The sequence below is a fragment of the Corynebacterium nasorum genome (genome assembly GCF_030229765.1).
In the GTDB taxonomy this organism is placed as follows: domain Bacteria; phylum Actinomycetota; class Actinomycetes; order Mycobacteriales; family Mycobacteriaceae; genus Corynebacterium; species Corynebacterium kefirresidentii.
The window spans coordinates 18,499-37,798 of record NZ_JASPGY010000002.1 but is presented as its reverse complement, the minus strand read 5'-3'; the positions used below and the strand labels follow the sequence as shown (position 1 = coordinate 37,798).

Annotated in this window: 14 protein-coding genes and 1 pseudogene; 11 read left to right on the top strand and 4 right to left on the bottom strand. The window is 59.2% G+C overall.

What is annotated here, in order from left to right; translation table 11 throughout:
* Positions 1–86 precede the first annotated feature (86 nt).
* From QP904_RS02125 to QP904_RS02115, 3 genes are read left to right on the top strand one after another with little or no spacing between them, the layout of a single operon-like run.
* On the top strand, positions 87–980 hold the full coding sequence (locus tag QP904_RS02125; RefSeq protein ID WP_034655979.1) for a phosphoribosylaminoimidazolesuccinocarboxamide synthase: 894 nt from the start codon (positions 87–89) through the stop codon (positions 978–980).
* Positions 981–1,032: 52 nt separating this feature from the next.
* Complete coding sequence (locus QP904_RS02120; protein WP_284835439.1) at positions 1,033–3,156, top strand: S9 family peptidase; 2,124 nt, start codon at positions 1,033–1,035, stop codon at positions 3,154–3,156.
* Between the two features lie 56 nt (positions 3,157–3,212).
* A complete protein-coding gene (locus tag QP904_RS02115) occupies positions 3,213–3,896 on the top strand; it encodes a DUF2334 domain-containing protein (protein WP_023019880.1) in 684 nt (227 codons plus the stop codon).
* A gap of 213 nt (positions 3,897–4,109) precedes the next feature.
* Here QP904_RS02115 and QP904_RS02110 read toward each other — a convergent pair whose 3' ends face one another.
* Positions 4,110–6,875 (bottom strand): ExeM/NucH family extracellular endonuclease, encoded by a 2,766-nt coding sequence (locus tag QP904_RS02110; RefSeq protein ID WP_284835438.1) that lies wholly within the window; start codon positions 6,873–6,875, stop codon positions 4,110–4,112.
* A gap of 231 nt (positions 6,876–7,106) precedes the next feature.
* Here QP904_RS02110 and purS point away from each other — a divergent pair, with 231 nt between their 5' ends.
* The 7 genes and pseudogenes from purS (at position 7,107) to trhA (ending at position 14,700) form a co-directional block, all read left to right on the top strand.
* A complete protein-coding gene (gene purS / locus QP904_RS02105) occupies positions 7,107–7,349 on the top strand; it encodes a phosphoribosylformylglycinamidine synthase subunit PurS (RefSeq protein ID WP_049360085.1) in 243 nt (80 codons plus the stop codon).
* Positions 7,350–8,033 (top strand): phosphoribosylformylglycinamidine synthase subunit PurQ, encoded by a 684-nt coding sequence (purQ, locus tag QP904_RS02100; protein ID WP_239236715.1) that lies wholly within the window; start codon positions 7,350–7,352, stop codon positions 8,031–8,033.
* Between the two features lie 13 nt (positions 8,034–8,046).
* Complete coding sequence (gene purL, locus QP904_RS02095) at positions 8,047–10,356, top strand: phosphoribosylformylglycinamidine synthase subunit PurL (RefSeq protein ID WP_284835437.1); 2,310 nt, start codon at positions 8,047–8,049, stop codon at positions 10,354–10,356.
* A 223-nt stretch (positions 10,357–10,579) separates the two neighbouring features.
* Entirely contained in the window at positions 10,580–12,220 is a 1,641-nt protein-coding gene (locus tag QP904_RS02090; RefSeq protein WP_248100181.1) for a histidine phosphatase family protein, read from the top strand.
* A 94-nt stretch (positions 12,221–12,314) separates the two neighbouring features.
* Entirely contained in the window at positions 12,315–12,803 is a 489-nt protein-coding gene (locus QP904_RS11880) for a hypothetical protein (protein ID WP_396127264.1), read from the top strand.
* Positions 12,791–13,880, top strand: a pseudogene (locus tag QP904_RS02085) (type ISP restriction/modification enzyme); the annotation flags it as partial. The gene QP904_RS11880 and the pseudogene QP904_RS02085, both read left to right, overlap by 13 nt.
* 109 nt (positions 13,881–13,989) lie before the next feature.
* Positions 13,990–14,700: a PAQR family membrane homeostasis protein TrhA gene (trhA, locus tag QP904_RS02080; RefSeq protein ID WP_374048529.1), complete on the top strand. Its 711-nt coding sequence runs from the start codon at positions 13,990–13,992 to the stop codon at positions 14,698–14,700.
* A gap of 143 nt (positions 14,701–14,843) precedes the next feature.
* On the opposite strand, the gene QP904_RS02075 is transcribed toward trhA, so the two are convergent.
* Entirely contained in the window at positions 14,844–15,830 is a 987-nt protein-coding gene (locus QP904_RS02075) for an SLAC1 family transporter (RefSeq protein WP_248100183.1), read from the bottom strand.
* Here QP904_RS02075 and QP904_RS02070 point away from each other — a divergent pair.
* Positions 15,829–16,920, top strand: coding sequence for a LysR family transcriptional regulator (locus tag QP904_RS02070; protein WP_311201252.1), 1,092 nt, complete (start codon positions 15,829–15,831; stop codon positions 16,918–16,920). The genes QP904_RS02075 and QP904_RS02070 overlap by 2 nt on opposite strands.
* 56 nt (positions 16,921–16,976) lie before the next feature.
* Here the strand turns inward: QP904_RS02070 and QP904_RS02065 are convergent, their stop codons facing one another.
* Both QP904_RS02065 and QP904_RS02060 read right to left on the bottom strand, forming a co-directional pair.
* On the bottom strand, positions 16,977–18,137 hold the full coding sequence (locus tag QP904_RS02065; protein ID WP_248100185.1) for an asparaginase: 1,161 nt from the start codon (positions 18,135–18,137) through the stop codon (positions 16,977–16,979).
* 134 nt (positions 18,138–18,271) lie between these two features.
* The gene (locus QP904_RS02060; protein ID WP_248100187.1) at positions 18,272–19,282 is read right to left on the bottom strand and encodes an acyl-CoA thioesterase; all 1,011 of its coding nucleotides are present in this window, start codon (positions 19,280–19,282) and stop codon (positions 18,272–18,274) included.
* Positions 19,283–19,300 lie beyond the last annotated feature (18 nt).

Sequence of the window (19,300 nt, the reverse complement as noted above, 5' to 3'; positions counted from 1 at the left end):
ATCAAATAGTCCCCGGATCCCGCGCGGATTTCGGGGCTTATTTGATCGAAACCTACTCGCCACCCCTGGGCGCTAGAATGAAAGCCATGCGTCTTGAGCTTTCTTCATATACCCATCTTGCCTCCGGCAAGGTCCGCGATATCTACGATGTGGACGAAAACACCCTGCTGATGGTGGTTTCGGACCGCATCTCCGCCTACGACCACGCCTTAGAGCCGGCCATCCCGGATAAAGGTCGCGTGCTGACCGCGACCTCGAAGTTCTTCTTCGATTCCATCGATTTTCCCAACCACCTGGCCGGCCCGCTCGATGATGAGCGCATCCCTGCCGAGTGCCTCGGCCGCGCGATGGTAGTCAAGAAATTGGACATGCTGCCCTTCGAGTGTGTGGCCCGCGGCTTTCTCACCGGCTCCGGTTTGAAGGAGTACAAGGCCAATGGCACCGTGTGTGGCATCGAGCTGCCAGATGGCCTCGTGGAGGCTTCCCGCCTGCCCGAGCCCATCTTCACCCCGGCCACCAAGGCGGAACAGGGCGAGCACGATGAGAACGTGTCCTTCGACTACGTGGTGGACAAGCTAGGCGCCGAGCGCGCCGAGGAGCTACGCGCGGCCACCTTGCGCATCTACTCCACGGCCGCCGCGCTTGCGGAGGACAAGGGCATCATCCTCGCCGATACCAAGTTCGAGTTCGGCCTCGACCAGGACGGTACGCTCGTGCTGGCCGATGAGGTCCTCACCCCAGATTCCTCCCGCTACTGGCCGGCTGATTCTTATGTCGAGGGCGAGGTTCAGCCATCCTTCGACAAGCAGTATGTGCGCAATTGGCTGACTTCCGACGCCTCCGGATGGGACCAAGCCGCCGACGGCACCCCACCTCAGCTGCCTGCCGACGTCGTTTCCGCCACCCGCCTGCGCTACATCGAGGCCTATGAGCGGCTGTCCGGCAAGCATTTCGCTGATTTCCTCTCGCCCGAGGACTAACTCCCCGCCGAAGCTCCCGCACCACGGGGTGCCACGCGTACAGTGGGACGGCATGAGCAACGAGAATCTTTCCGCCCCCGTAGCCGCCGTCCACCCCGTGACCCGTTCCTTCCACGGCCGGGAGTTCGTGGATAACTACGAGTGGCTGCGCGATAAGGAATCCCAGGAAACCCTGGATTACCTCAACGCCGAAAATGATTACACCAAGGCGAAGACCGCGCACTTGGAGGAGATGACGGAGAATATCTTCCAGGAGATTAAGTCCCGCATCAAACAGACTGATATGTCCGTGCCCTCCCGCCGCGGCGATTACTGGTACTACGGCCGCACTGAGGAAGGTAAGAGCTACGGTTATTCCTGCCGCCTTCCAGTAGAGGAGGGGTCCGACCCCTGGACCGCCCCGGTTATCCCGGAGGAAGGCACCCCGGACGGGGAAGAGATTATCCTTGACGCCAACGCGTTGGCCGAGGGGAAGGACTTCTTCGCGCTCGGTGCCGCCTCCATCTCTGATTCTGGCCGCTACCTAGCCTATTCGGTGGATTTTGCCGGAGATGAGCGCTTTGAACTCTACATCAAGGACCTAGAGACCGGCGAGCTTCTCGACGACCACCTAGAGGGCATTTTCTACGGCGCTACCTGGGCTGGAGACGGCTTTATTTTCTACACCACCGTCGACGATGCATGGCGTCCCGATACCATTTGGCGCCACAAGGTAGGCACCGCGCAGTCCGAGGACGTGCAGGTGTTTAAGGAAGATGACGAGCACTTCAACGTCGGCATCGGCAGCGCCCGCTCTGATAAGTACCTCTTCCTTGGCATAAGCTCCAAGGTGACCTCTGAGGTATGGGTGCTCGAAGAGGACAACCCCGAGGGCGACTTCCGCCTGCTGTGGGAGCGTGAATCCGGCGTGGACTACGACGTCGATCACGTCGTCGTCAAGGGCGAGGACTACTGGATTGTCACCCACAATGCCACCGGCCCCAACTTCGAGGTGGGCTATACCAAGGCCGACGGCGAGCTGCCCGCTCTTCGGGATCTGCCCGCGCTGCTGCCTCATAAGGAAACCACCCGCATCGAGGGCGTGGATACCTACCGCGACCAAATTGTGGTGGGTTACCGCCGCGGCGGCATCGGCCGTGCCGCCATCATGCGCATTAACGACGGCTTTGGCGAATTCGAAGAGCTCAACTTCAACGAAGAGCTTTTCACCGTTTCCGTATCTGGTAACCCGGAGTGGGAAGCGCCGGTGCTTCGCGTAAGCTATGTGTCCTTTACCCAGCCCGCCCAGCTTTTCGATTACCGCGTGGACACCGGCGAGTACACCCTGCTCAAGGAGCAAGAGGTTCCCGGTGGTTATAATCCGGATGATTATGTGGCCTACCGCGTGTGGACCACGGCTGCCGACGGCACCGACATCCCCGTCTCCATTGTCCATCGCGCCGATCTTGACCGCACCCAGCCGAATCCGACTCTGCTCTACGGCTATGGCTCCTACGAGGTCAGCGTGGATCCGGCCTTCTCCGTGACCCGCCTGTCCCTGATGGACCGCGGCATGATTTTTGCGGTCGCCCACGTGCGCGGCGGCGGCGAGATGGGGCGCACATGGTACGACGATGGCAAAATGCTCAAAAAGAAAAACACCTTTACTGACTTCATCGCCGTTGCCGATGACCTCATCGCCCGAGGCGTGACCACCGCAGACCAAATGGTGGCCGAGGGCGGTTCGGCCGGCGGAATGCTTATGGGTGCAATCGCCAATATGGCCCCAGACCGCTTTACCGCCATCCAGGCCGTCGTGCCGTTTGTCGATCCGCTGACCTCCATTCTCATGCCGGAGCTTCCACTGACGGTGCCTGAATGGGAGGAGTGGGGCGACCCGTACCACGATCCTGAGGTCTATGACTACATGAAGTCCTACTCGCCGTACGAGAATATCGAGGTCAAGGACTATCCGGACATCCTGGCTATTACCTCGCTAAACGATACCCGCGTGCTCTACGTTGAACCGGCCAAGTGGATTGCCCAGCTGCGGGCGACGGCCACCGGCGGTGAGTTCCTGCTCAAAACTGAAATGGCTGCAGGCCACGGTGGAGTGTCCGGCCGTTATGAAAAGTGGCGCCAAAACGCCTTCGAGTATGCGTGGACGATCAATAAGGCCACCGGTCTGGAGAAGTAAAACCCGGATAGGGGGCCAGCGCGCGAATCCTAAATTCCTGTGCGATAATTTTTCTTATGAATGGCCACCTTCTGGTATCGATCTCCAGCATCTTTGATGACACACGGAAGCAGGCTAGCCGGCTCCTCTCGATCCTTGATCGAGAGGAGATTCCTGTTTCCCTGCTTATTGCCCCGCATATCGACGGCAACTGGCACCTTGCGAAAGATAAAGACACCAAAAGCTGGCTCCGAGACCAAGCCGATGCCGGCCGCATACTCATCCTCAACGGTTTCGACCGCTCGGTGCAGGGACGTCGTGCAGAGTTTGCGAATCTCGACTCCCACGAGGCAAAGCTGCGACTCGCGGGTGCGACCCGTCAGATGGCCAAGATCGGCTTCGAACCCACAATTTTCGCCCCGCCGCGCTGGCGCATGTCTCCCGGCACCCTGCAGGTATTGCCACAGTTTAAGTTTGAGGTGGCAGCCTCTACCCGCGGTGTTTTGCAGATCAATTCCGGCAAATTCCACCAGGCCCGTAACTTGTCCTTTGGCGAGGGCTTTGGCTCCGCTAAGTGGTGGCGCAAGAACATCATTCGTGCAGCAGAGCGGTCCGCGCAGCGCGGCAATACCGTTCGCCTGTCCGTGTCCGGCCGCAACCTAGATGACCGCAAGGTGATCCATGACTTCGTCAAAGCTGCCGACCGGGCTATTAACGCTGGGGCGACCCCTGCCGATTATGGCGCCTTCCTGCCAAATTAGGGAGCGCATTCCCTCGTCAGAGGTTCTGCGAACAAAAGTGGCGGGGATGGTTGGTGGTGTCTATGTCCGGTAGCACGATTTCGTCCATCTAATACCCTGTTTCCGTCAACGGTTGTAGTGTTTTAGATGGACGAAATCGTTGAAATCGCAAAAATTAAGACCCCGCACGCTTAGGATTTCTCCGAAGCGAGCGGGGTCTGCGTCTGTGGGCGATTAGCGCTGCAGGCTGGTGATGAAGTTCTTTACTTCTTGCGGCAGCATGCCCCAGATCGGGGCCGGGATGGCCTTCTGGAGATTGCCGGTCACAGCGAGGAAGCCGGGGATGGCGACGAGGCCGGCGATAGCCGCGATGGCAGCGGCGATACCGGCGCCGACAGAGCTAGTGCTGGAGTTGGAACCGAAGCCAGGCTTACCGGGCTTTTCTGACGGCTTGTCCTCTGGCTTATCGGAAGGCTTATCCGCCGGATCATCTGCAGGATCATCCGCAGGATCGTCTGGCTGGCCGGCGGAGTCGTCCGCACCGAGGGTGAAACCGACCTTGACTGGGTCATGGTCAGAGGCGCGGAACGGGGAGTCATCGTAGAAGTCGACGATATTGTAGTTGCGGCGGGAATACTCGAAGGCGACGGGTTCGTCGGCATTGATGTTCCAGACTTGGGCGTCGTCAAGCGTGCCGGTGGCTACCTTGTTTGCCAGCACGTGGTCCAAGGTGCCAAGCAGGCCGGAGAACTGGTAGGAGGGATCGGCACCATATTTTTCGGCGGGCACGGTAAAGCCATCGTTGCGGAAGACGTCGAGCGCGGTCTCGTGAGTATAGGTATTGAAATCGCCTAGGGCGAAAAGCGGCTTATCCTTCCAGTCTTCCTGCTTGTGGAGGGCATCGAGGACGGCCTGTGCCTGCGCGTTGCGCACGTTCGGGTTATTGCCCTGGCCATCGCCGGAATCGACATCGCCCTTGGCCACCGAGCCCTTGGACTTGAAATGGTTGGCCACGGCAACGAAGGACTCCTCGCCCTCCTTTAGCGGTTGGAATTCCTGGGCAAGAGGCTCGCGGGCGGTGCCGGTGAAGCGATCGTCCTGGAAGATGCGGGACTCGCCGACAGGCTTCACCACATCCTTGTGGTAGATAAACGCGGTGCGGATGACATCCGGGGAGTCTGGTACGGCGTCCTTGGACGGGGAAGGAACGAAGGCCCACTTATCGGAGCCGGCGGCCTCATTGAGCTTTTCCGTCAGGTGCTTGAGTGCCTTATCGCGCTGGGCAAAGTCACCGGTGACAGCGTAGCCATCTTCGATTTCGGAAAGGCCGATGACATCGGCATCGAGGCCGTTGATGGCCGCGACAATCTTGCGTTCCTGGTCCGCGAGTGCGGACTGAGTATAGGCGCCGCGGGTCTTACCGCGGTTGACCGTGACCTTATTGCCCTCGCGGTCGGTGTAGGCGCTGCCGCCGAATTCCTCGCCCAGGGAGGTGAAGTAATTCAAAACGTTGAAGGCGCCGATGGTGTATTCGCCCTTGACGTCATCGATGGCGTGCAGCTCAGCCTCGCGGGAGTCCTCCCAAGAGATGGGCAGGTCTGCGCCCGCGGTGTTGCCGGTAACCGGGGTGGTGGGCTGGAAGCGCCACTGCTCGTGAGAAAAGCCCACGATGACCGGGTGCTGGAAAGAGACGGTATCGGTGGTGCGCAGGGATTTGATGGTGTGGGCATCGTCCTGGGCGATATATGGCAGTGGGGTTTCCTGGTCGGTTTTGAGGTAATCGCGGGTGCGGCCATCGTCCAAGGTGACCAGTTTATCGGCGTTGTCCTTGGTCAGCTTCTGGATATCGGAATTGGGATCCGTGGAAGGGGAGAAGATATCGGAAGGCTGGCGGAAGGCCTCCTTGCCAGGGGCAAGGCCAATCTCGCCGTACTGGTTGAGGGCGTAGTTATTGGTTACGGTGTGCTCGCCGGGCTGGATGAGCATGTGCTCGAAGGGCTCGCGGGCCTCGTTGCCATCAGGAAGCTGGTCGACCTTCAGTGGGGTGACCTTCTCTAGCGGGGCATCGAGCTGCGTGACCTCGGCGGCGGTGATTTGGGTGGAACCATAGAACTCGGAGACCTTGCCGGTGACCGCAACGGAATCCTCGAGGTCCGGGTACTGGTCGGCTGGCTTATCACCCATGTACACGAAGAGGGCCTGGGAGGCATCGGTAGCTTCGGCACCGGTCCCGCCCGTCTGGATAGTGAAGCCATTGAGGCCACCCTCGCTCCACACGCCGGTGACAACACCCTCGGTGGTAACGGTCTGGTCCTTGAGCGGGGACTCAGCGCCGGTGCCTTGGATATCCGCGATGGCGGTCACGCCTTCGGGAGCTGGCTGCTCGGGCTCGGCCGGATCCTCAGGCTGAGGGGAGGGAGCCTTATTACCGGTATTAGTCGGGGTGGGAGCGCCACTGGTGAAGTCGGCGGCATTGTCATCGGTATCGGTGCCCTCGGCGTCGCGAGAGGCGGATTTGGCATTGGACAGACCCGCAGCAGCGGTGCCCTCCTTGAGGGAAGCGGCGCCGTAGCCGATGGCATCGATGGGGGATCCGGTGGCGTCGGCAAGCTGCACGGAGCCCTTGGAACCGGACATGTTGAGGTTGCCCTCGGCATCTGGGGTAGGCAGTGCATCGCCCGCTCCATTGCCGGCCGCTCCCTGCACGAGGTAGTAGCCATGCGGGGCGATGGTGCCCGAAAGCACTACCTTGCCGCCCGTGTTGCCGGAGGCGGAGAAATACTCCACGGTATAGCCGCTCAGGTCAATCGGGGCATCGGTGGGGTTATAGAGCTCGATGAAGTCATGGGTGAAGGCAGCGCCCTTATTGCCACCGCCCCCGTAGACCTCTGAGATGACTGCGGCGGAGCCGTCGGTGGCAGCCGTGGCAGTGGGTACAGCAAGGGCGGCAGTAGACAAGGCGGTGGCGAGCGCCAGCGCACCTAGGCGACGAGAAGACATAGATTCAACCTTAAATGAGAGCGATAGTGTGCGATGTCTATTAGTAGATCGCCGCGCCGGGGCGGGGTGGAGCGCACGCCGGAGTTTGCCAGAGCGTTGTTTGAGGTTCACGTAGAGTTTGCCCAAGCGGGGTGAAACCCACACTGCGGGGGTGAGTCTAGGTAAAAGCAGGGGGTGCCAACTAAACTAAGCCGCGCAGACCAAAGCCCCATACAGTAAGGCAATATTTTCATGGCTCGTGTAGTTGTCAATGTCATGCCCAAGGCGGAAATTCTGGATCCGCAGGGCCAAGCCGTCGTCCGCGCGCTGGGTCGCATCGGGGTATCCGGTGTCAGCGATGTGCGCCAGGGAAAGCGCTTCGAAATCGAGGTCGATGACTCTGTTACCGCAGAGGACCTCGATAAGGTAGCCGCCACACTGCTGGCCAATACCGTCATCGAGGATTACGAGGTTGTTGGGTTGGAGGTCAAGTAAGTGACCGCAACAATCGGAGTAATCACTTTCCCCGGAACCCTGGATGATGTGGATGCCGCCCGCGCAGCCCGCACCGCCGGCGCAGAGGTGAAAAGCCTCTGGCACGCAGATAGTGATCTGCACGGCGTGGATGCGGTCGTAGTGCCGGGCGGTTTTTCTTATGGTGACTACCTGCGCTCGGGGGCTATTTCCGCGCTGGCGCCGGTAATGCAGTCCGTTATTGACCGTGCGAAGCAGGGCATGCCGGTGCTTGGCATTTGCAATGGCTTCCAGATTTTGACCGAGGCGGGCCTGTTGCCGGGCGCGCTGACCCGCAATAAGGGCCTGCACTTCCACTGCACCGATACTTACCTCGAGGTGGCAAATTCCACTACCGCGTGGACCAGCGAGTTTGAGCAGGGACAGAAGATTCTGGTGCCGGCCAAGCACGGTGAGGGCCGCTTCCAGGCCGGCGATGATGACATTGCCCGCATCGAAGGCGAGGGCCGCGTGGTCTTCCGCTATACCGATAATTACAACGGCTCTGTCAACGGCATTGCCGGTGTCAGCGATGAGTCTGGCCGCATCGTGGGCCTTATGCCGCACCCGGAGCACGCCATTGACACGTTGACCGGCCCATCCACCGACGGACTGGGACTTTTCGTATCCGCCATCAAGGCCGTCGCCCAAGCGCCGGCGGTTTAAGGAGGCCACTTTAATGACCGTTCATAATGACACCGTAGAAAAGGCACAGTCCACCCCGGATGAGCAGCAGCCCTACGCGGAGCTCGGCCTGAAGGATGACGAGTACCAGCGCATCCACGATATTCTGGGCCGCCGCCCTACCGACGCGGAGCTGACCATGTACTCCGTTATGTGGTCCGAGCACTGCTCCTATAAGTCCTCCAAGACGCACCTGCGTTATTTTGGCGAGACCATGACCGAGGAGATGGGGGAGAAGATCCTCGCTGGCATCGGTGAGAACGCAGGCGTGGTGGACATCGGAGACGGCAACGCGGTGACCTTCCGCGTGGAGTCCCACAATCACCCGTCCTACGTGGAGCCCTACCAGGGCGCGGCCACCGGTGTGGGCGGCATCGTGCGCGACATCATGGCCATGGGTGCCCGCCCGATTGCCGTGATGGACCAGCTGCGCTTTGGGCCTGCCGACGCCCCCGATACCAAGCGCGTCCTTCCCGGCGTGGTCTCCGGTATTGGCGGCTACGGCAACTCCCTGGGCCTGCCCAATATTGGTGGCGAGACCGTCTTTGATGAGACCTACGCGGGTAACCCACTGGTCAACGCCCTGTGTGTGGGCACCCTCAAGGTGGAGGACCTGAAGCTGGCCTTTGCGTCCGGCAAGGGCAATAAGGTCATGCTCTTCGGCTCCCGCACCGGTTTGGACGGCATTGGCGGTGTTTCCGTGCTAGCCTCCGATACCTTCGAGGACGGCGCCGAGCGCAAGCTGCCGGCCGTACAGGTAGGCGACCCCTTCGCAGAGAAGGTGCTTATCGAGTGCTGCCTGGATCTCTACCACGCCGGCGTGGTCGTAGGTATCCAGGATCTCGGCGGTGCGGGCTTGGCCTGTGCTACCTCGGAGCTGGCAGCGGCCGGCGATGGCGGCATGGAGGTCAACCTCGATAATGTTCCGCTGCGTGCGAAGGATATGACCGCGGCCGAGATCCTCGCCTCCGAGTCCCAGGAGCGCATGTGCGCCGTTGTGTCTCCGGAGAACGTGGAGAAGTTCCGCGAAATCTGCGCGCACTGGGATGTAACCTGCGCCGAGATCGGCGAGGTCACCGAGGGTAATCACCTGGTTATCCGCCACCAGGGTGAGGTCGTCGTGGATGCCCCAGCCGGCACCATCGCGGACGAAGCCCCGGTCTACGAGCGCCCCTATGCCCGCCCGGAGTGGCAGGACGAGCTGCAGAAGTACCAGGGCACCGACAAGCGTGGCTTGGTTGAGTCTTTGCAGAAGCTCGTCTCCTCCCCGTCGCTGTGCTCGCGCGACTTCATCATGAACCAGTATGACCGCTACGTGCGCGGCAATACCGTCCAGTCCCACCATGCGGATGCCGGTGTGCTGCGCATCGATGAGGAGACCGGCCGCGGCGTGGCCGTTTCTGCCGATGCTTCCGGCCGCTATACCAAGCTGGATCCGAACATGGGCGCCCGCCTCGCGCTGGCGGAGGCTTATCGCAACGTCGCCGTCACCGGTGCTAAGCCCGTCGCGATTACCAACTGCCTGAATTACGGCTCACCGGAAAACCCCGACGTGATGTGGCAGTTCCGCGAGTCGGTGCATGGGCTTGCCGACGCCGCCGTGGAGCTTTCCATCCCTGTTTCCGGCGGCAACGTCTCCTTCTACAACCAGACCGGCGAGGAGCCAATCCTGCCCACCCCGGTGGTCGGCGTGCTAGGTGTTATCGATGACGTGCACAAGGCCATCGGCAACGAGCTGGGGACCGTGGTTGAGAAGGAAGTACTTATTGTCCTCGGTGAGACCAAGGACGAGTTCGGCGGCTCCATCTGGCAACAGGTAAGTGCCGATACTTCCGATGCTTCCTCCCTCAATGGCCTGCCGCCGCAGGTGGATATGGCCAACGAGAAGCGCCTGGCCGAGTTCTTCCACGGCAATGAGCTGCTCACCGCCGCACACGACCTGTCCGAGGGCGGCCTAGCAGTGGCTGCTTTTGAGATGGCCAAGCGCGCCGGTGCGACTGCCGACGGCGCCGGCCTCGGCCTCAACCTGGACCTCACCGCAGTCCACGAGGACGAATTCGTCGCCGCCTTCTCCGAGTCCGCCTCCCGCGTGCTGGTGGCCACCACCGCCGACCGCACCGACCAGGTGCTTGCCCGCGCCGGCGAGCTCGGCATCCCAGCCGCCATCGTGGGTGAGACTACCGAAACCGGCGCACTCACCCTCGGCGGCGAGTCCGTCGCCATCTCCCAGCTGGTCTCCGCCTGGTCTGCCACCCTGCCTGACCTCTTCGACCATGCCGTGGGTGCTAACTCCGTAGTGGAGTAAACCGCTCCCAGCGTTGGACACACGCAACCAAGCGACAAAGCGGAAAGCCCGGCTTCGGCCGGGCTTTTATGCTCGTTAGGAGCAGTGACAAAGGCTAAGAACAGCGTCGGTACGAGTTCTTTTTCAATCATTTTCCTTTCAGGCAACCTTCCCGTAACGTCAGCGGCCTACCGTGGGTGTGTCCCTCTTCAAAATATCCACTACTCATGGAAGCCAACGTCCAATGCGCATTCGTACTCTCGCTCTTATTGCCGCCGTTGCGTGTGCTGGTGTAACAGTGCCAGCCACCGCCGCCGAGCATGGTTCCTATTACTCTTACTCCACCAAGCAGCACTATGAACCGCAGGGGCGGGAGTACTCCGAAGCTCCCGCAGGATTCCGACAGATCTATACCTCCACGGTGAACCGGCATGGCTCGCGTGGACTGTCTAGCTTTAAGTATGACGACCTCGCACAGCAAATGCTGGAGTATGCTCAGGAGCGTGGTGAGCTCACGGATTTAGGAGAAAAGCTCATTCCGCAGGTAGAAGCGATGATTTCCGTGAATGAGGAATTGGCCGGTGGCGCCGGACAAGACGCCGGATACGGAAACCTCACCGCAGTTGGGCGGGAAGAACTGCGGGGGATTGGTCAGCGCAATGCGCAACGCAATGCCGAGCTTATGCACAGCATCGACAGGGACGACTCCAAGGTGAAATTCATCTCTTCGGGTGAAGACCGCGCTAATGACTCTGGTTGGAATTTCGGTGCGGCGTGGCTGAAGGAAGCTCCGACTCTTGCTGACAACCTCGTGGACGGAACCAACGATGGGCATGTCGCCATCGAGCCACGCACCGACCTGATGTATGCGCATAAAGATAAGAAGTCACCGTCGTACGAAAAATATTCGGCGTGGAAAGACTCACCGCAGCTACAGGAAAAGATCCAGGAAGCTTATTCCAAGCCGGCCTCCCAAGAAGCATCGCAGGAGTTGCTGTCCAAGATTTTCACCTCGGATTTTATCGATGAGCTAAAAGATGGGTCCATTTCTTTTAGCGCCCGTGAAAAGGATGGCAAGACAGTAGAAGGAATAGTGGACGCCGCGCTGCAGTTCTACAATCTGTACATCATTGCTCCAGCACTTGCTCATGAGGAGAAAACCCCTGCTGAGGGGTGGATATTTGATCAGTACATGGACGATGCGAGCGGGCCTACCTTTGCATACCTATTGGATGTAGAAGACTTCTATGAGAAGGGGCCGGCTATCGAGGGTCGCACTGTTTCTTACGACAATTATGAGCCACTGCTTGAGGAAATGATTGAGGGCGTACAGGATCGCGCGGCCGGTGGTGATATAGCTGCGGAATATAGGTTTGGTCACGCGGAAACCATCATTCCGCTCGCCGCATTGCTGAAAACGCCTGGCTCAGAGAATGGAGTTCCCGCAGGAGAGCTCTACACCTGGCAGAACTCGGATTGGCGTGGTGACGAGGTCTCCCCAATGGGAGCAAATATCCAGTGGGATGCCTTCCAGAATGACAATGGCGAGACCCTCGTGCGCATGCTGTACAACGAGAAGGAAATTCCCTTCAAGGAGGGGTGTGAGCCAATAAGTGAGGGCTCGACGTTTTATACCATCGATGAGCTGTCCGCTTGTCTGCCGCTTGGTTCTGTCTCTGACCACTCTCAAGCTCATATTGATTCCACCGCGGACAGCGGGTACAAGCCACAAACAGGAAGTAGCGTTGCCTCTTCACAGTCGAAGATGTGGGCGGTAGTTGGTGCCCTCGCCAGTGTACTGACTATTGCAGTGGGAACGGTGTATTTCAACCGGCAGCAGATAGAAAGTCTTCTACACAAGTTCGGCATCCAACTTCCCTTTTAGTAACGGCAAGATATTACTGAGGGGGGGCGACAAACTGGGAAGCTCTCCTCGAATCACCGCTTAGTGGCGGCTTCCGAAAGGCACAGCCTCCCATATGGTTTCCATAGTTCAATGGAACCGCAAGCAGGCTCGCTACAGCTCTAGGTCTAGCGCCATTGCAGCCTTTAGTGCTCGGCTGGGCCTAGTGTGTGTCGTCCTTTCGGATTTCGACCTTGAAGTATGTCCGCAGCGCAACGGGGAACCAATTCCGGACTACGTAACCTTTAACAACATCGCTCTAGCGGATACCTTCCAAATTCACGAAGACGGCGACATTCCGGACCTCAACGTCTTCCGCGAAAACAACGCCACCATTGAGCGCCAGAAGAAGGCACCCATCAACGTAGTTATTGGCAACCCGCCATATTCCGCCGGCCAAAAGTCCGCCAATGATATAAACGCCAACCAGAAATACCCGGGGTTGGATAAGCGCATTGCAGAGACTTACGCTGTGAAATCCACGGCGACGCCTCAGCGAACCCTCTACGATTCCTATTTGCGAGCTTTCCGCTGGGCACCGACCGCATCGGCGACCAGGAGGTAGTAGCCTTCGTGTCCAATGGCGGGTGGATCGACGGCAATACGGGTGATGGTGTGCGCTTATCGATGGCCGAGGATTTCACGGACCTTTATATTTTTAACCTTCGCGGCAACCAACGTACCGCTGGCGAACAGTCCCGCAAAGAAGGCGGCAAAGTCTTCGGCTCTGGTTCCCGCAACTCCGTGGCTATCACCGTCGGTATCAAAGACTGGTTTCCAGCTTCACTACCGAGACATTAGTGACTATCTGACAGTCGAAGAAAAGCTTGGGATCGTCGACTCCTCCGCGATTGAAACCATTGACTGGCAGTCCATTGAACCAAATGAAGAGGGTGACTGGTTGCACCAGCACTCTGAAGAATTTGAAAAGTGGCCGGTACTGGGGGCAAAAGCCAAACAAGATTTCTATTTTCAAGGATTATAGTCTGGGCCTCGCTACAGGCCGAGATGCTTGGGTTACAGGGGGAGTCCAAAGCCGTAGTATTCGAAAAGCGGTGATGACATCTTCCACTTTGTGTACGTAAAGTTGCATGACTCGGGCTATCGCACGAAGAATGCGGCGGATTTGAAGAAGATGCTGCCGCATATTGAAACGCCATCCTCGCGTGCGGAGTTCGACAAGTTTGCTGCGGCTGGTAAAGAATTAATGGACCTGCACGTGGACTACGAGTCCGTGGAGCCGTGGCCGCTGGATATTCAGGTCAAGGGTGATGAGTCTGACCGTGAGACGTGGCGCGTTAAGAAGATGATATGGGCCAAGCGCAAGGACCCGGAGACAGGCAAAAACGTCAATGACGTGACCAAGCTGATCTACAACAGGCAGGTGACCATCGGTGGTATTCCTGCGGAGGCGGATGAGTATATGCTTGGCTCGCGCTCAGCTCTCGCCTGGCTGATTGACCGTTACCAGGTTAAGAAAGACAAGGCCTCCGGTATTGTTAATGACCCGAAGGATTGGGCCGATGAGGTGGGCAATCCGCGCTGCATCGTGGACCTAATTGGCAAGGTCACGCGCGTAGCGATGGAGACGGTACGCATTGTTGATGGGCTGGTAGAGGAAGGTTCTGCTGTGGAAAGTTAGCAGCATTTCGAGGCGATTTTCCTTGAATCCCTCCGGCTGCGTCCGTAGACTTACGGTATCGTAGGTTTCTTGTTCGGGTTCGTTGCGGCTAGCAGAAGGGAAGTACCTCGTGGCACAGATTCATGCGGATAGCGCGCCGGGGCCGGGCCTTGTCCAGCGCACGTACTGGATGGCCGACCGCGGTCCCAGGCCGCTAAGCCGTGGCTGGGGACATGCGATTGCAGCATTGCTGTCGGTGATTGCCTCCACCGTGCTCATTACCTATGCGTGGATGACGCTGCAGTGGTGGCAGGGGCTTGGCGTAACTGTTTACGGCGTGGGGCTGGTCGGGCTTTTTGGCGTTTCGGCGCTCTACCACCGCTATCCGTGGGCGAGCGCGCGTGCCGTGCAGTGGTGGCGGCGGGCGGATCACGCGACCATCTCGGTGTTTATTGCGGCGACGTATACGCCGCTGTGCCTCATCGTGTTATCGCCGGTACAGGCGGCATGGATGCTAGGCGTTGCCTGGGCAGGAGCGATTCTCGGCGCGATTTTGAACCTGGTGTGGATTGGCCACCCGCGCTGGTTGGACGTGGTGGTTTACCTAGCGCTGGGCTGGTTGGTGCTGCCGCTCTTGCCCACGCTGTGGACGCAAGCCGGCGCGGCCGTCGTCTGGCTGCTCGTTGCCGGCGGCGTGGTTTATTCGCTCGGTGCGCTGGTCTATGGCTTTAAGTGGCCAGGGCGCAACGCACGCTACTACGGCTACCACGAGCACTTCCACACCGCGACGATTGCGGCGGCGGTGGTGCACCTGGTTGCGGTGTGGATGGTCGTCGTCTAGGGGTAGGTCGACTATTAGCACGTCTATCTCCTCCACCCAGGAATTGCCGGACTGCCTGTAAACTCCTTTTTAGATGGAAGGGGGGTACACATACTGACGCCGCTACGGTGGGTATTCACCTAGAAGTCATGAGACTCGAAAACTCAGCGTGCTTTTGCCCAGCCGATCACGGCTGCGCCGATAGTAGCCCACATGACGTGGACAAGAAGCAGCACTAGAAGGGCGGCGCTGATGGTATCCATCCATCCCATGCCCAACGTCAGTGCCGCAGGTTGGGTGGACAAAGTATGACTACCAAGACAGCAGGTACCTACGGGAAATGTACTAGCCCACCACGTGGGGTTATAAGACATGGGGGTGCTTCCTAGGGCCGCTCCCCAGTGCTTGCTCATGGCGTAAATGGCCAGCGGGATGCCAAGCCCGAGCATCGCTACACCGTAGACCATTGCGCGGAAGTGCCATTGTTCACCTGCAAGCAATTGTGCTCCCGCGGTAGATTGGCCTACCAGCCCGAGCGGGATCCAAGCAGTGGCAGCGAAGCTGGTAGGAATTTTCGGAATGGTACGCAGGTAAACGAAGGCGAATGTAGGCAATCCTGTAAGCCAAGCCAATGCAAAACTGATTACGCCAATGCTGTGGACTATCGATCCCCACTCGCCGGCATGCGGTGCCAACTGAGCTGAGGAGGTAGCCGCAACCATGGGGGCAACCAGCGGTAGTCCCCAGGTGAAAGCGGGGGCTGACGGGCGATCGCAGATGAGAAACACGAGAAAACGGATGCACGTCACCGCGCCGAGAACCGTTCCTATTGCCCAGCACAAGGTATGAACCGACCAGGCATCATAAATGAGGGAGTAGGCGCTACCCAAAGAAAGTATGCCCATAGATACCATGCCCCAAGCAGGCATGTCGGCGGCGTAAAATCCCGGATTATGGTGCTTTAGAAACCCAAATACGAGTGATATAGCAAGAATTGTTACAACCCCAAGCATGGCTTTCGAGGGGGCCGAGCCTAATAGGGGAGTTACGTGTACGTCGATAAGAGTAGAAGAGATTCCGAGGCCCATAACGGCCCCGGCCCAGCCTGGGCCGAGCGGGGGAAGGTCTATCTCGTTCTGAATTTTTAACATGCGCTTGAGGCTAAGCTTTACGGCAGAATTGCGGGAGGGCGTTCATTCTGGACGGGGTTACAATGAAAATATGTACCCCTCGCGAATCGGTAGTAGTGATGACTTTTTACCAGTTCGGCGCGGATTTGTCCCCGATGCCCAGACAGTCGACGCCGTACTTGCTGTGGCACGGTATGGGGGTATGAATCAGGCCGCCATACACCTGAATGTCTCCCAACAGTCGGTGAGTAATCGCATTGCCAATTTTGAAAGGCATCTAAATCAACGCATTTTTTGGCGTGGAGCTGCGGGTAGTTTTACTACGGAAGTCGGCTCCCAGGTTGTCCGGGTACTCGAGGTGCTAGAGGGTGCCTTGAACGACTGCGCGCGTGGTCTTGAGAGAGCCATCGGTGAAGGCGTCACCGAGGAAATTAAATTGGTGGTCTCGCATACAGTCGCCGAGGTAGATTACCCGCGCTGGGCTGCGGCGTTTCAACGTGCTCACCCGAAAACTTTTCTGCGTATGCGCCAGCTCAATAGCCGGGAGGCCCAGCGCTACGTAGTACAGGGATTGGCGGAATTGGCCATTGTGGAAGGCAACTGGGTATCCCATGAATTGCAACAGCGTGTAGCCGGACACGATGAACTCGTTGTTGTCGTCCCCGCAGGCCATCACTGGGCTCGGGTGGATAACCGAAATGAAGCTGGGACTTCTACAGTTTCAGCACCATTGAAGGGGATGGCTGCAGTAACTAAGGAGGAGCTGCAGACTACTCCTTTGGTTCTGCGTGAGCAGGGAAGCGGCACGCGGGAGGTAGTAGAGGACATTCTGGGGTCACTCGCTCCTCCTGCAGGAGAATTTGGATCTCTGGGGGCGCAACGCGCTGCTATAGGTGCCTTAGGCGCTCCAGGGGTTATAGCCAGGCGAGCAGTGGAGTCGCAGTTGGCCACCGGTGAGTATATAGAGGTTCCGGTAGCTGAGATCAAGTTTGACCGGCCTCTACGTGTGGTGTGGAGCTCGCAGAACCGACTCCCAGAGCCGGCTCACCGGTTTCTTCGCTTCTTGGCGGACTATGCGGACGGGGACGAGGTCGAAACTAAGCGTGGCTGATGAAAACTCGTTCATTAATGTGGTGACTCCACCAGCCGGTGCTCCAAGGCGAGTGTTTATTCAGCGTGAGCGAAGAGATCCTCAGCATCGGTGCCGGTCGTAATCGCAGCGGCTAGCAGCATACGTGCTTGGGGCGCGCGCAGGGTGCCAGAGGAGATAACGCCGGCGTCGGCAAGCGTGGCACCGCCACCGGCTCCGCCGTAGATTCCCTCCACTGGGCCGTGGTCCACGCGGGTGGTGAGCACCACCGGAACCTTCTTGGCCGCGGCCTGAGCGGCCTGTGCTAGCTCGTCGCCGATATTGCCGGCGCCCATGCCCTCAATGACGATGCCTTCGGCGCCGCTGTCCAAGGAACGCTGGATGAGATCAGCCGGCGCACCGGGGTAGGCGGCGATAATATCGACGCGGGTATTGCCCAGTGGCTTAAACTTCAGAGCCTTCGGGCGCTGAGGCTGCTTCTCGCCATTGTTATTGGCAAAGCCATCGGCTTTGGACGTATCGGACTTGAAAGCGCCGCGGGCAGGAATGACCTGATCCGCAAAGGCGATAAACGTGCCGCGGCCCCTATTGGCGGGATCGGTGACGGTCTTCACCGCGAGCGCCAAGTTATCCGGGCCATCTGGATTCGGATCATCAAAGGGGCGCATTGCACCGGTTAAGGCCACCGGCTTCTCACTGTCTTGGAAGGTATCGACAGCGATGGCGGTCTCTTCCATGGAATCGGTGCCATGGGTTACCACAACACCATCGACGTCCTTGCGCTGCAGCTCCTTGTGTACGGCCGTGATAATGCTATCGGTATCGTCCAAGGTCATCGCGGAAGAATCCAGCTTAGCAATGTCTTTGACCTCTAACGTGAGTTTGTTGTTATCAAAGGTGCCAGAAAGCGGTTCCACCAACTTGGAGCCAGTAACGGTAGGCACCACCGCGCCAGTCTTATCGTGTGTGCTGGCGATAGTGCCGCCGGTAGAAAGGACCACCACGTGTCCCTCGGCGGTGGCGCGTGGGCCCTCGCTTTCCGTGGCGGAGGTTTCGGTTGCTTCTGTGGTCGCGGGCTCAGAACTGGTGGGGCTGTGCGAGGCGGAAGACTCGGGTGTGGTGGCCGAAGTTTCGTCCGCTGGGCGGTTATCCGGATTCTGGCAGGACGCCAAGAGGCAGGCCGAAGCTATCAGGGCAAGGCCGGTGCGTACCGACCGGCGCAAAGTTGGGGTGTGCATATTCCCTCGTTTCTGTGTGGATATAAGAGCAGACGGCAGGAAACCGTCGTCCGCGTATAAATCCATCTAAAGCATAAAGACGGGGTTGCCGCTGCCACTATGGACTTGCTAACACCGAAACGAGGGGAGAGCAGTTAATCGATGTGCTGATTTGTCGGCGCCACCACCAAAGGTTTTGGCGAGTACTTGGCGCGTAGCTCGCGCAGCACGGTGGCGTGCTCGGCCAAGCGCTTATCTTCCTCGGTACGCGGATGGAAGGGGCGGGCCACCTGTGGCTGACCATCATGATCGAGGGCGATATAGGCCACGGTGGCATGGATGGCGGTTTGCAAGTGCTCACGGCCGCCGCGGGGGTTGCCGGAGCGGACGTGGATGGACATCTGCATCGAGCGGGTATCGGTACGCATCATGCGGGCGTCGACCTCGATGAGGTCGCCGATGGAAATCGGGCGGTAGAAGCGGATGCCACCGGCATAGACAGCTACGGTGCGCTCGGCGGACCACTCCATGGTGCAGGCCGCACCGGCCTCATCGATCCATTGCATGGCGGTGCCGCCGTGGACCTTGCCGCCCCAGTTGACGTCGGTGGGCTTGGCTAGGAAGCGGTTGACCATGCGCGGGGCATCGGAAGGCCCGTCATAGGTTTGCTCTTCCATCTCCGCCTCGATGGCCTTGCGCAGCTCAATGCGGGACTTGGCTGCTTCTTCTACGCGGCACTGTTCATCGGTTTCCGGCACGAAGGGCGGCACCGGGGTGGACTTGCCAGTGGCAGGGTCCTTGGCTACGAAGATGACCAGGCAATCGCAGGCGCGAGTGAAGATGCCTTCGCGCGGGTCAGCCGAAAGCACCTCATTGACGATGTGCATGGAAGACCGGCCGGTCATGGCGATGCGCGAGCGTACCTCCACGATGTGCCCGGAGGGGATCGGCCGAGTGAAATGGATATGGCCCACGTATGCGGTCACGCAGTATTGGCCGGACCACTGCACGGCGCAGGCATAGGCGGCCTTATCAATCCATTCCAGGACGCGTCCGCCGCTGATGCCGGGGGCGCCGGCCATGGTGACGTCGGTTGGCGATGCCATAAAGCGCAGCGTCAGCGCCGGCGATTTCTGATTTTCCGCAACGGAAGGCGTAGGTGACATAAACAACAAGATAACAGT

Excerpts from the sequence above, each read along its gene's own strand:
- QP904_RS02125 (WP_034655979.1), top strand. The coding sequence starts at position 87 with ATGCGTCTTGAGCTTTCTTCATATACCCATCTTGCCTCCGGCAAGGTC.
- QP904_RS02120 (WP_284835439.1), top strand. The coding sequence starts at position 1,033 with ATGAGCAACGAGAATCTTTCCGCCCCCGTAGCCGCCGTCCACCCCGTG.
- QP904_RS02115 (WP_023019880.1), top strand. The coding sequence starts at position 3,213 with ATGAATGGCCACCTTCTGGTATCGATCTCCAGCATCTTTGATGACACA.
- QP904_RS02110 (WP_284835438.1), bottom strand. The coding sequence starts at position 6,875 with ATGTCTTCTCGTCGCCTAGGTGCGCTGGCGCTCGCCACCGCCTTGTCT.
- purS (WP_049360085.1), top strand. The coding sequence starts at position 7,107 with ATGGCTCGTGTAGTTGTCAATGTCATGCCCAAGGCGGAAATTCTGGAT.
- purL (WP_284835437.1), top strand. The coding sequence starts at position 8,047 with ATGACCGTTCATAATGACACCGTAGAAAAGGCACAGTCCACCCCGGAT.
- QP904_RS02090 (WP_248100181.1), top strand. The coding sequence starts at position 10,580 with ATGCGCATTCGTACTCTCGCTCTTATTGCCGCCGTTGCGTGTGCTGGT.
- QP904_RS11880 (WP_396127264.1), top strand. The coding sequence starts at position 12,315 with ATGGTTTCCATAGTTCAATGGAACCGCAAGCAGGCTCGCTACAGCTCT.
- QP904_RS02070 (WP_311201252.1), top strand. The coding sequence starts at position 15,829 with ATGCGCTTGAGGCTAAGCTTTACGGCAGAATTGCGGGAGGGCGTTCAT.
- QP904_RS02075 (WP_248100183.1), bottom strand. The coding sequence starts at position 15,830 with ATGTTAAAAATTCAGAACGAGATAGACCTTCCCCCGCTCGGCCCAGGC.
- QP904_RS02065 (WP_248100185.1), bottom strand. The coding sequence starts at position 18,137 with ATGCACACCCCAACTTTGCGCCGGTCGGTACGCACCGGCCTTGCCCTG.
- QP904_RS02060 (WP_248100187.1), bottom strand. The coding sequence starts at position 19,282 with ATGTCACCTACGCCTTCCGTTGCGGAAAATCAGAAATCGCCGGCGCTG.